Origin of the sequence: Alteromonas sp. ASW11-130, assembly GCF_026183735.1 — a bacterium.
Classification (GTDB): Bacteria; Pseudomonadota; Gammaproteobacteria; order Enterobacterales; family Alteromonadaceae; genus Alteromonas.
The window spans coordinates 217,797-233,780 of record NZ_JAPFRE010000027.1; the positions used below are offsets into that span (position 1 = coordinate 217,797).

Annotated in this window: 12 protein-coding genes; 9 read left to right on the top strand and 3 right to left on the bottom strand. The window is 43.6% G+C overall.

Features of this window, described 5'->3' with window-relative positions; all coding sequences use genetic code 11:
- Positions 1-23: 23 nt before the first annotated feature.
- Positions 24-797 (bottom strand): tRNA cyclic N6-threonylcarbamoyladenosine(37) synthase TcdA, encoded by a 774-nt coding sequence (gene tcdA / locus OPS28_RS10145; RefSeq protein ID WP_265609337.1) that lies wholly within the window; start codon positions 795-797, stop codon positions 24-26.
- Between the two features lie 96 nt (positions 798-893).
- Between tcdA and lhgO the strand changes: the two genes are divergently transcribed.
- Positions 894-2,102, top strand: a complete 1,209-nt coding sequence (gene lhgO, locus OPS28_RS10150) for an L-2-hydroxyglutarate oxidase (protein WP_265609338.1) — start codon at positions 894-896, stop codon at positions 2,100-2,102.
- A 146-nt stretch (positions 2,103-2,248) separates the two neighbouring features.
- A complete protein-coding gene (locus tag OPS28_RS10155; protein ID WP_265609339.1) occupies positions 2,249-3,208 on the top strand; it encodes a glutathione S-transferase family protein in 960 nt (319 codons plus the stop codon).
- A 433-nt stretch (positions 3,209-3,641) separates the two neighbouring features.
- On the opposite strand, the gene OPS28_RS10160 is transcribed toward OPS28_RS10155, so the two are convergent.
- On the bottom strand, positions 3,642-4,730 hold the full coding sequence (locus tag OPS28_RS10160) for a transporter substrate-binding domain-containing protein (protein ID WP_265609340.1): 1,089 nt from the start codon (positions 4,728-4,730) through the stop codon (positions 3,642-3,644).
- Positions 4,731-4,987: 257 nt separating this feature from the next.
- Here OPS28_RS10160 and OPS28_RS10165 point away from each other — a divergent pair, with 257 nt between their 5' ends.
- Together OPS28_RS10165 and OPS28_RS10170 are read left to right on the top strand one after the other, a co-directional pair.
- Positions 4,988-6,394 (top strand): mannose-1-phosphate guanylyltransferase/mannose-6-phosphate isomerase, encoded by a 1,407-nt coding sequence (locus OPS28_RS10165; RefSeq protein ID WP_265609341.1) that lies wholly within the window; start codon positions 4,988-4,990, stop codon positions 6,392-6,394.
- Between the two features lie 10 nt (positions 6,395-6,404).
- Positions 6,405-7,865, top strand: a complete 1,461-nt coding sequence (locus OPS28_RS10170; RefSeq protein WP_332017752.1) for a phosphomannomutase CpsG — start codon at positions 6,405-6,407, stop codon at positions 7,863-7,865.
- 65 nt (positions 7,866-7,930) lie between these two features.
- Here OPS28_RS10170 and OPS28_RS10175 read toward each other — a convergent pair whose 3' ends face one another.
- Positions 7,931-9,211: a citrate synthase gene (locus tag OPS28_RS10175; RefSeq protein ID WP_265609343.1), complete on the bottom strand. Its 1,281-nt coding sequence runs from the start codon at positions 9,209-9,211 to the stop codon at positions 7,931-7,933.
- A gap of 579 nt (positions 9,212-9,790) precedes the next feature.
- On the opposite strand from OPS28_RS10175, the gene sdhC reads away from it, so the two are divergent.
- The 5 genes from sdhC (at position 9,791) to OPS28_RS10200 (ending at position 15,984) form a co-directional block, all read left to right on the top strand.
- Complete coding sequence (gene sdhC / locus OPS28_RS10180) at positions 9,791-10,165, top strand: succinate dehydrogenase, cytochrome b556 subunit (RefSeq protein WP_265609344.1); 375 nt, start codon at positions 9,791-9,793, stop codon at positions 10,163-10,165.
- A complete protein-coding gene (sdhD, locus tag OPS28_RS10185; protein ID WP_265609345.1) occupies positions 10,159-10,506 on the top strand; it encodes a succinate dehydrogenase, hydrophobic membrane anchor protein in 348 nt (115 codons plus the stop codon). Before sdhC ends, sdhD begins: the two co-directional genes overlap by 7 nt.
- A 1-nt stretch (position 10,507) precedes the next feature.
- Positions 10,508-12,280: a succinate dehydrogenase flavoprotein subunit gene (sdhA, locus tag OPS28_RS10190; RefSeq protein ID WP_265609346.1), complete on the top strand. Its 1,773-nt coding sequence runs from the start codon at positions 10,508-10,510 to the stop codon at positions 12,278-12,280.
- A 15-nt stretch (positions 12,281-12,295) separates the two neighbouring features.
- Positions 12,296-13,006: a succinate dehydrogenase iron-sulfur subunit gene (locus OPS28_RS10195; RefSeq protein ID WP_265609347.1), complete on the top strand. Its 711-nt coding sequence runs from the start codon at positions 12,296-12,298 to the stop codon at positions 13,004-13,006.
- Positions 13,007-13,164: 158 nt separating this feature from the next.
- Positions 13,165-15,984: a 2-oxoglutarate dehydrogenase E1 component gene (locus OPS28_RS10200; RefSeq protein WP_265609348.1), complete on the top strand. Its 2,820-nt coding sequence runs from the start codon at positions 13,165-13,167 to the stop codon at positions 15,982-15,984.

Below are 15,984 nucleotides of genomic sequence, written 5' to 3' on the forward strand. Positions count from 1 at the left end.
TATTCTAAGTATGGACGAAATGATTACTTAACTCCACTTAAACGATTAATCACCCGAGCAGCTGCAATCATGCCAAATGTGGCGGTCACTGTCACCACTGCACCAAATCCTCCGGCACAATCCAATCGCGTTCCTCCTTCCATTGCCGACTTATTAAAACATACTTGTCCATCAGGTTGGGGGTAGCGCAATTGTTCGGTGGAATAGACACATTCCACGCCAAAGCGTCGTTTAGGATTAGATGAAAAGTTAAAGTTTCGGCGTAATTCGCTCCGTACTTTGGCTGCAAGTGGGTCTTGTGTTGTTTTCGCTAAGTCACCATGCGTTACCTTTGCAGGATCGATTTGACCTCCCGCTCCGCCAACAGTCACAACCGGTATCTTGTTTCTTTTGCAATGCGCAATAATGGAGGCTTTCGCTTTAACACTGTCAGTCGCATCGATGACAGCATCAAAATTATGAACGTAATCCACTACAGTATCGGCGGTGACGAAATCTTCAATAGCGGTAACATTGCAGTTAGGATTGATCAGCTCGATACGTCGTGTCATTACGTCGACTTTGGGTTGGCCAATAGTGTCGTTTAGAGCATGTAGTTGCCGGTTGGTATTGGTGACGCATATGTCGTCCAAATCGATTAGTGTGATCTGACCCACACCCGTCCGAGCCAACGCTTCTGCAGACCAACACCCCACGCCTCCTATACCGATCACACAAATATTTGCGTTTGAAAAAGTTACCAAAGAAGAATGGCCGTATAATCGTTCGATACCACCAAAACGTTGCGAATCATTCATATAGAAAGAAATCTTCCAAAAAAATAAAAACAATTAAATTGATAGGGCGTTATTCTAACCGAATTGTGAAGATGAATCAGTTGTCGGGTGTAACAAATGAAATTACATTTTGATTTTATCGTCGTGGGCGCCGGTATTGTGGGTGCCGCAGTGGCTAGACAGTTAGCAATACAATTTCCTACCAAATCTATTGCGATTATTGAAAAAGAAGCCAAGCCAGCACAACACCAATCAGGACGTAACTCAGGGGTAATACATGCAGGCGTTTATTACCCCCCAGAAAGTTTGAAGGCCCAATATTGCATAGAGGGGCTTGGAGCTACAATCGAATTATGTGAAAAAAATAATCTGCCATTCGAACAATGTGGAAAAATTGTGGTAGCTACGAATTCTATAGAAGAAGCGCGTTTGGCTCGTCTTTTTCACCGTTGTCAACTGAATGGCTTAGCCCCACGTATGCTAACCAAAGAACAAATCGGGCAAAAGGAACCCAATATCTCCGGAACGGCTGGAATGTGGGTTAAGCAAACAGGCATTACAGATTTTAAAAGGGTCACTCAATGTTTACTGGAAAAGGCATCAGACAAAGGAAATATTACTTTTTATTATTCCACGGAAGTTGATGCTATCGATGAAACAGCAGAGGGTATGCACCTTTCTTTAATTCAGGGAAAAAGGACAATATCTGTTCGCGGAGACCTTTTGGTCAGCTGCGCAGGTGTATATGCAGATGCGCTGATTCGTAAACAGGGACTACCATGTGACTTTAGAATAGTGCCCTTTAGAGGCGAATACTATCGCTTACGTTCGCGTTTCGACACCATTTCTAACCGTTTAATTTACCCGGTTCCCGACCCTGCTATGCCTTTTCTAGGTGTTCATTTGACCAAGATGATTGGGGGTTATACCACAGTTGGACCTAATGCCGTATTGGCCGCTGGAAGAGAGGCTTATTCAGGCCTCAAAATCGATCTTCTGGAATGGATGAGATTAGCGTCGTTCCCAGGATTATATAAACTACTGTGGCATTTGAGGGGAAATGTGGTGTCCGAACTTAAAACCAGCTTTAGTAAAAAACAGTATATTAAACAGGTAAGACGGTATTGCCGATACATCAGCGAAGATGACTTATTGCCATATCGCCCGGGGATAAGGGCACAGGCTGTAACGTTAGAGGGAGAACTACTGCATGATTTTAAATTTGTCGGCAGTGAACGAGCGCTTCATGTAGGGAATGCGCCTTCTCCCGCCGCCACAAGCGCCATTCCCATTGCTAAGGCCATCGTCAGCAAGCTGATCAGCTAGGTGTATGTTATTAAATAAACTATTCTAAGCAATAGAGTAGCTTAATGAAATTTTTAACAGCGGCGAATTCTTTTAATTTGGAAAACATCTTTTTCTTTGGCTGTTAAAACACTTTTTTAATTTATATAAAGTGACAGGAGCGAATCATGGGACTGCTAGTTGACGGTAAGTGGCAAACCAAATGGTATGATACGAAAAGTAACCAGGGAAAATTCCAACGTCAAGCCTCTCAATACAGAGAGTGGATAAGTAGCGATCCCGACGCAAAATACACGCCTGAGAAGAATCGGTATCACCTCTATGTGTCGTGGGCCTGTCCCTGGGCTCATCGAACACTTATATTCAGACAGTTAAAGCAGTTAACTGAACTCATCGATGTGTCAGTCGTTAGCCCTGAGATGTTGGACGATGGGTGGACGTTTAAGCCATTCCCTGGTTCTACACCAGATAAGTTGTTTAATTGTGATTGCTTGCATCAAGTATACACTCGCGATAATTCGAAGGTGACCACAAGAGTTACCGTTCCAGTACTTTGGGATAAACACACTGATTCAATTGTAAATAATGAATCTGCGGATATTATTCGAATGTTTAATTCGGCATTCAATGCTATTACTGGTGATGAGCAAGATTTTTACCCGGCTGAACATCGCCAGGAAATTGATTACATAAATGAACGGGTTTATGACAAGGTCAATAATGGGGTCTATAGAGCAGGCTTTGCGACTACGCAAGCAGCTTATGAAGAAGCGGTAACCGAGTTATTTGAAACGCTTGACTATTTAGAGGCAAGATTATTAAAACAACGATATCTAATAGGCGATAGCCTTACTGAGGCGGACTGGCGTTTGTTTACCACCCTCATACGCTTTGATGTGGTTTATCATGGCCATTTCAAGTGTAATATCAAACGCATTAAAGATTATCCGGCGTTATCAGGGTATATGCGCGAGCTTTATCAATATAAAAATGTGGCAAGCACTGTGAACCTTGCCCACATTAAGCATCATTACTACTTCAGCCATATCATGATAAACCCGACGCAAGTCGTGGCAGTTGGGCCCGATTTGCAGTTAGAAAAAGTTCATGGACGCGATAGCATGTAACATTACTGGGAGTTGAAAGGTAAATACAGATATAAAGCTAGTCAGTCTAGAATAACGTACCTGCCGGTGAAGCGAATTTTGGTAAGAGCTCAACATCAAACAGTCGATACGGTTAGCTTTTTTGGGGCTGCGACTCAGCCTATATAGCAAAGCGACTAAATCCGTAAGGCTAAAGAATATGTCACTGCACCCACGCTACGTAAAAGAATGTAAATGGATAGCGCGTTGACAGCGTACGGACGAGGGTAATCCACTAATCCCCAATAGCGTACGCCTTCTCAACAGCAAAGTATTAAGTGCCGCGCCCGAAAGGAAAAGAGGCGCGTCCACTATTTCGTAGGCATGTTTACGAGAAAGCATAGCATCTACCCACAAAGCTCTGCCAGTAAGCAAAAAACTGACCGACGATACAGCGGGTGGTTTTTGTCAAAATTTACTCTTCTGTGCTTAAATATTTATCGACTGTGGCGTTCCACTTTTCACTTTCGATGACGGTAAGTAGTGCATTATTTACTCGTTCTCGCCAAGCACTGTTTTCAGGTAAAGCAATAGCATAATCTTGCCGCTCAATAGTGTCAGGCAAGATGTATAAGTCTTCAGAGAAGTTGTTTTTTACTAAATACTGAAGCATAGGTTTATCATAGACTACTGCATCGACTTTCCCTTCGGAAAGCGCGTTAAGCGCATTTTCTAAGCTATCGGCTTTTTTGTAGCCAATTTTGTTAGCATCCAGAAACCGGGCGCTAGCCGAGTTGCCCACGGTAGTTACTTTCGCTCTAGGCAAATCTTCCAATCCTGTGACCGAACCGGAAAGTTGGCTCACAGTTAGACTTGTGGCAATAGCAGCAGTAAAACTACTTATTAAAATAATGGCCGCAAACATCCAAATAAAACCGATGATTCTACCACCTAATGTAATCGGTGCCTTGTCTCCGTAACCGACCGTTGTCATAGTTACTGCGGCCCACCAAAAGCTAGATCCTAATCCCTTTGACGCCCCTCCGCCAAATTGTTCACTGTTTTGTCTTCGTTCAAACAGCCACAAAATTGTACCCACTGCAAACAACAACAAACAGAGCCCGCCTAACGCAGCCAAAAACTCCCACGAGAAAAAACGCGAAATAGCAGCCATTAAGCGTCCCTCAGACCCTTTCACCGCTATGGCTAACCCGGTAGTAAAATAGGGGTGCGAAAAGTCAATTTGCTGCTCGCGTTCAGCAGTGACAGTGACCGCCGCAATAGACATATCAAAAGCTTCCTCGTTCAGCCCGTTTAAAAGCGTTGATAGATCGGCTTCTGTAAACTGGTATTCTGTGTCGAGATGCGCTGCCATTTGCTCCCACAGTTCTATACTTAAGCCTGAAAGCTCCCCGTTATCATTTTTCATTACAAAGGGCGGGGCTATTTTAGTACCGATTAATAGCTGATTATTCGGTGCATTTTCCGCCTTGGCGGGCCTGATAATACTTAAATTGAAGCTTAAACATATCAAAGCTAAGACTATGAGGTATGGTTTCTGCATAAAGCTCTCGTTATTCGTGTTTTTAGTTGAATTAATGTAGTTTTGTAATTTAGCGCATAAAAGTAGTATCAAATCTGTTAGTTATGCTTGCAATCGCCTCCTAGTAACTAGGACTTTCGACTCGCTTTTGTTTGAGCTAAACGAAATTATGTCTTCTTAAGTCTAAAAGCAAAAAATGACAGTATATTGATGTTACTACCTGAATCTATAAGTGGTTCAATAGAATTGAGCCAGCCAGAATCAAAAAAGGAAAGTAAATGAAACCGGTTATATTAGCTGGCGGCAGCGGAAGTCGTTTGTGGCCTAAATCTCGTGCTGCATTACCTAAACAATTCTTGTCCTTAACTTCTGACAAAACAATGCTACAAGAAACAATTATAAGATTAAACGGGACGGGGGCAGAGAAGCCTATCGTAATTTGCAATGATAGCCATCGCTTTTTAGTAGCTGAGCAGCTTCGTAAGCAAAATATTGAGCATGGTGGCATCTTACTTGAACCGATGGGACGAAATACAGCACCTGCAATCGCGCTTGCGGCACTACACGCGATTAAAAATGGAGAAGATCCTACCTTACTAGTTCTAGCGGCGGATCATTTAATTAAAAATGTTTCAGCATTCCACCGAGCAATTGAACAGGCTGACGTGTTAGCGCAAAACGATTATTTAGTCACTTTCGGAATCGTTCCAGATATGCCACATACTGGTTACGGTTACATACGTGCAGGAGAGCACATTGATGGTGGCATGCGAGTGAAGGAGTTTGTTGAAAAACCCGCTTTAGAGACCGCTACGAAATATGTTGCGTCTAAGCAGTATTTCTGGAATAGCGGAATGTTTATGTTTAAGGCCAGCCGTTACATTGAGGAACTAGGCAAGTATCAGCCAGATATTTTAAAAGCATGTCGCGACGCTATCGATTCTGAAACCAAAGATTTAGATTTTATCCGCATTGATTCTGACACATTTAGTCAATGTCCAGATGACTCCATTGATTACGCTGTGATGGAAAAAACCAAAATGGCAGCTATGGTTCCCCTTGATGCAGGTTGGTCAGATGTGGGCAGTTGGAGTTCACTCTGGGAGACGGCTGAAAATAAAGACGCGAGCGGCAATGTAGTGGTAGGGGATGCAATTTTAGAAGATGTCAATAATAGCTACATCAATGCTGAAGAGCGGCTAATTTCTGTTATCGGTCTCGATGATGTTGTGGTCGTAGAGACAAAAGATGCGGTCATGGTTGCCCATAAAGACAAAGTGCAAGATATCAAAAAGGTAGTCAGTAAACTTAAACAAGAAAAGCGTCCGGAATTCGAGTTCCATCGAGAAGTTTTTCGTCCATGGGGCAGTTATGACCGCATCGACAATGGCGCGCGTTTTCAAGTAAAACGTATTGCCGTCAAACCTGGCGAGAAATTGTCTGTTCAAATGCATCATCACCGGGCTGAGCATTGGATCGTGGTGTCTGGTACGGCCAAAGTAACGATCGGTGAAAACACAAAACTTGTTACTGAAAATGAATCGGTTTATATACCAATTGGACACGTTCATGCGCTTGAAAATCCAGGGAAAATACCGTTAGAGCTTATAGAGGTTCAGTCAGGCGCTTATTTGGGTGAGGACGACATTGTGCGGTTCTCTGACCGTTATGGACGTACTAATTAAGGAGACGCAAGTGAGTAGCCCTATTACTTGTTTTAAAGCATACGATGTCAGAGGCGAGTTGAATACGCAGTTAAATGAAGAAGTCGCTTATCGAATAGGCCGTGCTTTTGCAGAAGAATTAGCAGCAAAATCAGTAGTGGTGGGGGGGGATATCCGGAAAACATCTACACCCTTGAAACTGGCATTATCCGCTGGTCTTGTGGATGGCGGAGCGCACGTTATCGATATTGGCATGACGGGCACTGAAGAAATTTATTTTGCCACCTCCCACCTGAACGTGGACGGGGGGATCGAAGTGACTGCTAGCCATAATCCTATTAATTACAATGGAATGAAAATGGTTAAGGCCAAATCAGTTCCTATTAGTGGTGATTCGGGTCTTCACGCGATCAAAGATAAAGCTGAAACCTATCCCTCCGCCGAGGTTGAACAACGACTGAAATATTATTCCCACGATAAACTAGTAAACAGTGACGCTTTTATCAAGGGCAAAGCCCATGTGGAAACTGAAGTGTTGTTCAAGACGGGTAGATTTGACGAAAAGTCAGTGATGGATGAGTATATTGAACACATTTTATCTTATGTCGATTTATCGAAATTATCGCCCCTCAAACTGGTCGTAAACGCAGGCAACGGAGCCGCTGGAAAAACGTTAGATGCGTTCGAGCAGGCATTTAAATCAAAAAGCGTTCCTATTGAGTTTATCAAAGTAAATCACGCTCCAGACAGCGATTTTCCAAATGGTATCCCTAATCCGTTGTTACCTGAAAACCGTGCAGATACTGCGGAGGCAGTAATTCGGCATAATGCCGACTTTGGTATTGCTTGGGATGGTGATTTTGATCGGTGCTTTCTATTCGATGCGCAAGGGAATTTTATTGAAGGATACTATATCGTTGGTTTATTGGCAGAAGCATTTCTTGAAAAGGAGCAGGGCGCGTCGATTATTTACGATCCTCGTTTGTATTGGAATACTGAAGCGATTGTGTCTAATAAAAAAGGTATTCCCATCAAGTCAAAAACGGGCCATGCCTTCATTAAAGAAAGAATGCGAAAAGAGGATGCGATATACGGTGGTGAAATGAGCGCACATCACTACTTCAGGGATTTCGCATATTGTGATTCGGGCATGATTCCATGGCTTTTGATCGCAGAGTTAGTGTGTACCAAGAAACAATCACTTGCAGAAATGGTGTCACAAAGAATTAAGTTCTACCCCTCGTCCGGTGAAATCAATAGTAAATTAAAGGATGCAGATGCCGCCTTGGAAAGAGTACTAGCGAAATACAAAACTGATGCTACCTCTATTGATGAAACTGATGGTATAGGACTGGACTTTGGCACCTGGCGTTTTAATTTACGTAAATCTAATACCGAACCAGTAATACGCCTTAATGTCGAATCGAAAGGGGATATTCCGCTAATGGAAGAGAAAACGGCTGAATTGCTCGCGATTATAAGAGACGAGTGACTCCCCTTTATTCTCTAAATAAAAAAATAGCGCCTTACGGCGCTATTTCAATTCAAAAAGAATGATTACTTTTTAATAGGGTTAAATTTACGCTGACTTTCGCCGGTATATAGCTGGCGAGGACGACCAATTTTTTGTTTGGGATCACTCATCATTTCGTGCCAGTGTGAAATCCACCCTACTGTTCTCGATAAAGCGAAAATACAGGTAAACATATTAGTTGGGATACCAATCGCTTTCAGAATGATTCCTGAATAAAAATCAACGTTCGGGAACAATTTCTTTTCTTTGAAGTAGGCATCATTCAACGCGATTCGCTCAAGTTCCATCGCTACATCAAGTAATGGGTCTTCAATTTTTAATTCATCCAGTACTTCGTGACAGCTTTCACGCATAACCGTTGCACGAGGATCATGATTCTTATAAACGCGATGGCCAAAACCCATCAAGCGGAAAGGATCGTTTTTGTCTTTTGCTTTTTCTATGAATTCTGGAATACGGTCGACGCTACCAATTTCTTCAAGCATATTTAAACACGCTTCATTTGCACCGCCATGTGCAGGCCCCCATAAAGAGGCTACACCTGCGGCAATACAAGCATAAGGATTAGCCCCAGACGAGCCAGCTAAACGCACGGTGGACGTAGATGCGTTTTGTTCATGGTCAGCATGTAACGTGAAGATCCTATCCATAGCGCGTTCTACCGCAGGGCTGATAGAGTATTCTTCAGCAGGAACAGAAAACATCATGTTTAAAAAGTTTGCGGCGTAACTTAAGTCATTTCTCGGGTAAACAAAAGGTTGGCCGACATTATATTTGTAACACATCGCGACCAATGTTGGCATTTTCGCAATCAAACGATGTGCACTTCGGACACGCTCCTCAGGATTAGAAACATCTAAATCACTATGGTAGAAAGATGACATAGCGCCTACAGTCCCGCATAGCATGGCCATTGGGTGCGCATCGTTTCTGAACCCATGGAAAAACATATTTATTTGTTCATGAACCATGGTGTGTCGTGTGATAGTGTTCTTAAATTCTTCGTACTCTTCAGTACTGGGTGCTTCGCCGTGCAATAACATATGGCATACTTCAAGGTAATCCGCATCCCTGGCTAATTCGTCAATAGGATAACCACGGTGAAGTAATACACCAGCAGCCCCATCAATGTAGGTTATCGCTGACTCGCACGAAGCGGTAGCCATAAAACCAGGGTCGAAAGTAAAATAGCCATTCGCTCCCAGAGAACGTATATCTATTACGTCCTGTCCCTCAGTACCGGTGTGAATCGGAAACTCAATTTCTTTACCGTTCACGGTTAGAATGGCTTTCTGATCTGCCATAAAAGCTCTCCTCAGAATAGTTCTGTTTGCATCGAAACGGTACGAAAATGTCCGCTTCTTTGAAAAAGTGGCGTATATTTACTTTATTATGCACCGATAAGTCAATTTAAATGCAAATATGCACAATAAATATTCTATATGCATAACATAAATACGCTAAAAAAATTGTATTGATTTTAGTTTATTCGTTAAATACGTTTTTTCGTTCAATAATCGTTATAAAAAAGAGGGGAAGTGAACCAACAATGGGCGTTGGAATACGCTCTCATTGATCGTTCACATTTTGCCAATGGGGACGAATTCTGGCGAGATTTCAAGCAATGCTCGTTTTTTGTGCCACAATACGCAAAGTAACACCTTAATATGGCACAAAAAATTGTAATTATACTATGTGCTGGATATACTCTGCGTGTGACAGAGACTCCACGCGAGTAACTGTAAATAAAGTAAAATTATGTTCACAAATAGTTAACATCTTAATGGATGAGACTCTTAACAGATAAAAACCGAATCACTCAATCAGGACATATGATAATTTAGAGTGGTTCATTGTCCCTACGGATTAAACAGGCATAAATTGTGAAAAAGCAAAGACCAGTAAATTTAGATCTTTCTACCATTAAATTTCCTCCTGCTGCTATTTCGTCAATTCTCCATCGTATAACCGGTGTCGCTTTGTTCTTTGCACTATTATTTTTAATTGGTGCTTGGGCTGTGTCGCTTTCTTCTCCAGAAGGTTTCGCAGACGCGCAGACAGCGCTTACTGGCATTTGGGGAAAGCTGATAGCGATAGGCACACTATCGGCATTGACATACCATTTGCTTGGCGGCATTCGTCACGTGGTGATGGAAGCAGGCTATTGGGAAGAAATTCATTCAGGTAATCTTAGCGCCAAAATTATTATGGTGCTTTGGGTTATTCTGACTGTCGTTTGGGGAATTGCATTATGGTAACAAATAAGGCAAGTATGAAGCGCAATGGCGTTCAAGACTTTGTATCCATTCGCGCAACCGCAGCTTTGATTGCTGCTTATGTTATTTTTATAGGGTGGTTCTTTCTCTCGACTGAAACTATCACTTACGCAGTGTGGCAAGATCTATTTTCGTCTATTGCTATGAAAGCATTTACCCTAATCACGCTTGTTGCGATTATGACTCACTCGCGTATTGGGCTGTGGCAAGTGTTAACTGACTACGTAAAAGCACCTTTTTTACGTGCAGTATTACAGTTTATTTTAAACATTATTGCATTCGCCTATGTAGTAGTGGGTTTAATCGTATTGTGGGGAGTCTAAAATGAAGTTACCTGTTCATGAGTTTGACGCCGTTGTAATCGGCGCCGGCGGAGCTGGTATGCGAGCCGCTCTACAAATATCTCAATCTGGCAAATCCTGTGCACTTTTATCTAAAGTGTTTCCAACCCGTTCTCATACTGTGTCAGCACAAGGGGGGATTACTGTGGCCCTTGGCAACTCCCATGAAGATAATTGGGAATGGCACATGTACGATACGGTGAAAGGTTCAGATTATATCGGCGACCAAGATGCCATCGAATATATGTGCAAAACCGGCCCTGAAGCTATTGTTGAAATGGAGAATATGGGGTTACCCTTCTCTCGTTTCGAGAATGGGAAAGTATATCAGCGTCCATTTGGTGGTCAGTCTAAAAATTTCGGTGGTGAACAAGCTGCGCGCACAGCAGCAGCAGCCGACCGAACTGGTCATGCCTTACTACATCTTTTGTACCAACAAAATGTAAAAAATAAAACAAAAGTGTTCAGTGAGTGGTATGCGTTAGATTTAGTCAAAAACCAAGATGGCGATGTTGTCGGCTGTACTGCTATCGATATAGAAACAGGCGAAGTTGTTTACTTCAAATCGCGAGCAGTCGTACTGGCTACTGGCGGCGCGGGACGAATTTTCGCATCAACTACAAATGCGCACATTAATACAGGCGATGGTGTTGGTATGGCTATTAGAGCTGGCGTTTCTATGCAGGACATGGAAATGTGGCAGTTCCATCCTACAGGCATAGCAGGCGCAGGCACATTGGTTACGGAAGGTTGTCGTGGAGAAGGCGGTTACCTGCTAAACAAAGATGGTGAACGTTTCATGGAGCGTTATGCTCCAAATGCTAAAGATTTAGCAGGTCGCGATGTTGTAGCCCGTTCCATGATGACGGAAATTCGCGAAGGCCGTGGTTGTGAAGGTCCTTGGGGGACGCATATAAAATTGAAACTCGATCACTTAGGTAAAGAAGTGCTTGAGTCTCGGCTTCCTGGCATTCTTGAACTATCGCGTACATTTGCTCATGTCGATCCAGTAAAAGAACCTATTCCGGTGATTCCTACTTGTCATTATATGATGGGGGGGATACCTACCAACGTTCATGGTCAGGCACTTACTATAGGTGGTAACGGAGAAGAACAGGTCGTTAAAGGGTTATTTGCATGTGGCGAGATCGCGTGCGTTTCAGTTCACGGTGCTAACCGTTTAGGCGGTAACTCATTACTCGATTTAGTGGTATTCGGCCGTGCGACAGGTTTACACCTAGGTGAAACGCTTAGTCAGATGGATTCGACAAGGGATGCATCTGAATCGGATGTCGATGAAGCGATGGCTCGTTTCAATCGTTGGGAAAATTCAGAGCAAGGTAAAGGGGAAGACCCTGTTCAAATTAAGAAAGACATGCAAGAGTGCATGCAGCTTAATTTCTCTGTATTCCGTGAAGGCGATGCGATGGCCGAAGGCCTAAAACAGCTAAAAGATATCCGTGAACGCTTACAGCACGCTCGTTTGGACGATAAAAGCTCAGATTTCAATACCCAGCGTATTGAATGTTTAGAGTTGGATAACCTAATGGAAACAGCTTATTGTACAGCGGTTGCGGCTAATTACCGCACTGAAAGTCGTGGTGCGCATAGTCGTTTCGATTTCCCTGAACGGGATGATGATAATTGGTTGTGTCATTCTATCTATCGTCCACAAACAGAGTCTATGCTTAAGCGTGAAGTCAATATGTCGCCAAAATTGAGGGAAGCTTTCCCACCAAAAGTGCGGTCATATTAATAAGGGGTGAGTAGCATGAAATTATCGTTTTCTATATATCGTTACAATCCGGACGTAGATGCTAAACCGCATATGCAGGATTACACGCTTGAGGTGGATGAAGGGCAGGACATGATGGTGCTCGATGCCCTTATCGCACTCAAAGAACAAGATCCGACGTTATCGTTTAGACGTTCGTGCCGTGAAGGTGTTTGCGGTTCGGATGGCATCAATATGAATGGTAAGAACGGATTGGCTTGTATTACCCCGCTATCTGCTTTAGGTAACGGTAAAATTACTCTTCGCCCATTACCAGGTTTACCGGTAGTGCGTGATCTGGTTATTGACATGACTCAATTCTATACACAGTATGAGAAAGTCAAACCGTTCCTTATTAACGATAGTAAGCAGCCGCCAGCGGGGGAGTATCTACAGTCGCCCGAGGAACGAGCTAAACTTGATGGGCTGTATGAATGTATATTATGCGCATGTTGTTCAACTTCTTGCCCATCGTTCTGGTGGAACCCGGACAAGTTTATCGGACCGGCAGGCTTGTTGCACGCGTATCGTTTTTTAGCGGATAGCCGTGATACGGCTACCGAAGAGCGTTTAAGTGATCTAGATGATGCATTCAGCGTATTTCGCTGTCATAGCATCATGAATTGCGTAAGCGTTTGTCCGAAAGGATTAAACCCGACAAAAGCAATCGGCCACATTAAGTCGATGCTTCTGCAACGGGCTGTTTAGTTAAGCATTTTCAACATTTGTGTTGATTGTAGTAATGCTCTAAATGGCCATCCGTAAAGGATGGCTATTTTTGTTTAAGGGATTAGGGTTGTTTAATATATAAACAATCGCTTAGAACTTCTCGTATTAGTAAGTTTTTAACGAAGCAAGGCACAATAATGCAAGACAGCGTGATGAAAGCGTGGTGGGACTCTTCACACATGGCAGGGGCTAATGCGCCTTATGTTGAAGAGTTATACGAGGCTTATCTTGAAGATCCGCAAAGCGTCGATTCGACGTGGCGTCAGGTATTCGATAGTCTGCCAAAAGTTGAAGGCACTCAACTGGAAGATAATCATACTGCTATCCGTGAACAGTTTCGAAAACTGGCCTCGTTAGGTCCGGTTGCGCGTATGGGTAGTGCTCCAGCCATAAGCTCTGGTGGTACGGATGAGAAGCAAGTTAAGGTACTTCAGCTCATTAACGCCTACCGATTCAGAGGGCATCAGCATGCCAACTTAGATCCGTTAGGTTTATGGAAGCAAGATCGAGTACGTGATCTGGAGTTATCTCACCATTCACTCAGTGAAAGTGACTTTGATACAGTTTACAACGTGGGCTCCTATGCCGTTGGCCAAGAGAATATGTCGTTAGGTGATTTGTTTAAATCACTTAACCGTACTTATTGCGGAAGCGTAGGTGCTGAATACATGCATATCACTGACACAGAGCAAAAGCGTTGGATACAGCAGCATTTGGAATCTGTGCAGGCTAAGCCTGAAATCAGTAAAGACGAAAAACGTCAAATTCTGAAGGGTTTAATTGCAGCAGACGGAATCGAGAAGTACTTGAACTCAAAGTTCCCCGGTGCTAAACGGTTTTCGTTGGAAGGGGGGGATTCTCTCATTCCTATGCTTAAAGGGCTTATCACCGAAGCAGGAGCCGCTGGCACAAAAGAAGTTGTGGTTGGAATGGCTCACCGGGGGCGGTTAAACGTTCTGGTAAATGTGTTGGGTAAGAACCCATCCGTATTATTTGATGAGTTCTCAGGTAAACATGATGAGTCATTAGGGGCGGGTGATGTAAAATATCATGCTGGCTTCTCGTCTGATTTCGCAACTCCAGGCGGCAATGTTCATCTGGCCCTAGCGTTCAATCCATCTCATCTTGAAATAGTTAATCCGGTTGTGATGGGCTCAGTAAGAGCGCGCATGGAACGTCGCAAAAACGACAGTAACGCTGTTTTACCTATCACCATTCATGGTGATTCTGCTATTGCGGGTCAAGGGGTGGTCCAAGAAACATTCAATATGTCGCAAACCCGCGGTTTTGCTGTGGGGGGGACGGTAAGAATTGTTATCAATAACCAGGTTGGCTTTACTACCTCGAAAACGGAAGATACCCGTTCCACTCAGTACTGTACTGATATTGCGAAAATGGTGCAGGCGCCAATTTTCCATGTTAATTCAGATGACCCGGAAGCGGTATTGTTTGTTACCAAACTTGCTCTAGCATACCGTAACGAATTCAAGCGGGACGTAGTTATTGATTTAGTGTGTTACCGACGTCATGGGCACAATGAATCAGATGAGCCCAATGCGACTCAACCGTTGATGTACCAAAAGATTAAAAAACATCCGGTTCCTCGTCAAATTTACGCTGACCAACTTACTGCGGAAGGCAGTATTGAAGCGCGTGAGATCGAACGCTTATCCGACGAATACAGAGCTGCCCTTGATCATGGAGCGTGTGTCGTAGAGGAATGGCGTCCGATGACTGAGCACTCAGTTGATTGGAGCCCATACTTAGGCCACGACTGGGATGTGGGCTACGATAGCGCTATCAGTGTAGAAAAATTAAAAGAGTTGGGTAAGGCGATAACATCTTATCCAGATGATTTTAAACTCCAATCTCGCGTAAACAAGCTTTATCAAGATCGGAAAGCTATGGTTGCCGGCGAGAAGAATCTTGACTGGGGAATGGCAGAGAACTTAGCCTATGCAGCTATAGTCGATGCAGGTAGTGCAATTCGCCTAACCGGTCAAGATTCTGGCAGGGGGACCTTCTTCCATCGTCACGCGGTTTTACATAATCAAAATGATGGTTCATGTTTGATGCCGTTACAGCACATTCATGATAACCAAGGCAAAATTGATATCTATGACTCCGTGCTATCTGAAGAGGCAGTTATGGCCTTTGAATATGGTTATGCCACTGCAGAGCCTGGGTGCTTGACCATATGGGAAGCTCAGTTTGGTGATTTTGCTAATGGCGCGCAAGTCGTATTCGATCAGTTTTTAAGTTCAGGCGAAGCAAAATGGGGCCGTTTGTGTGGTCTTACCGTTTTGTTACCTCACGGCTATGAGGGACAAGGACCTGAACATAGTTCAGCGCGATTAGAGCGTTTCTTGCAGCTTTGTGCAGATCATAACTGGCAGGTATGTATTCCATCCACGCCTGCTCAGGTATTCAACATGTTGCGTCGTCAGGTGTTTCGCCCGCTGCGCAAACCTTTGATTGTTATGTCGCCTAAATCATTACTGAGACATCCTCTAGCTACTTCTACGTTAGAAGAATTGTCCGACGGTGTTTATCACAATGTAATTGGTGAAATCGATGCTCTTAATCCAGACGATGTAAAAAGAGTGGTCATGTGTTCAGGTAAAGTGTATTACGATTTACTTGAACAGCGCCGCAAGAATGAACAAAACGATGTGGCTATTATTCGACTTGAACAACTTTATCCGTTCCCACAAGAAGAATGTGCCCAAGTTGTTGCGAATTATAGCCATGTGAAAGATTGGGTCTGGTGTCAGGAAGAACCGCAAAACCAAGGGGCATGGTACAACAGTCAGCACCATTTCTGGCAAGCCATACCTGATGGGGCACAATTAAGATACGCAGGCCGAGAAGCTGCTGCATCGCCGGCAGTGGGTTATGTTTCCGTTCACAACCAGCAGCAAAAGGCGCTGGTTGAAGACGCACTTACGATTAAATAA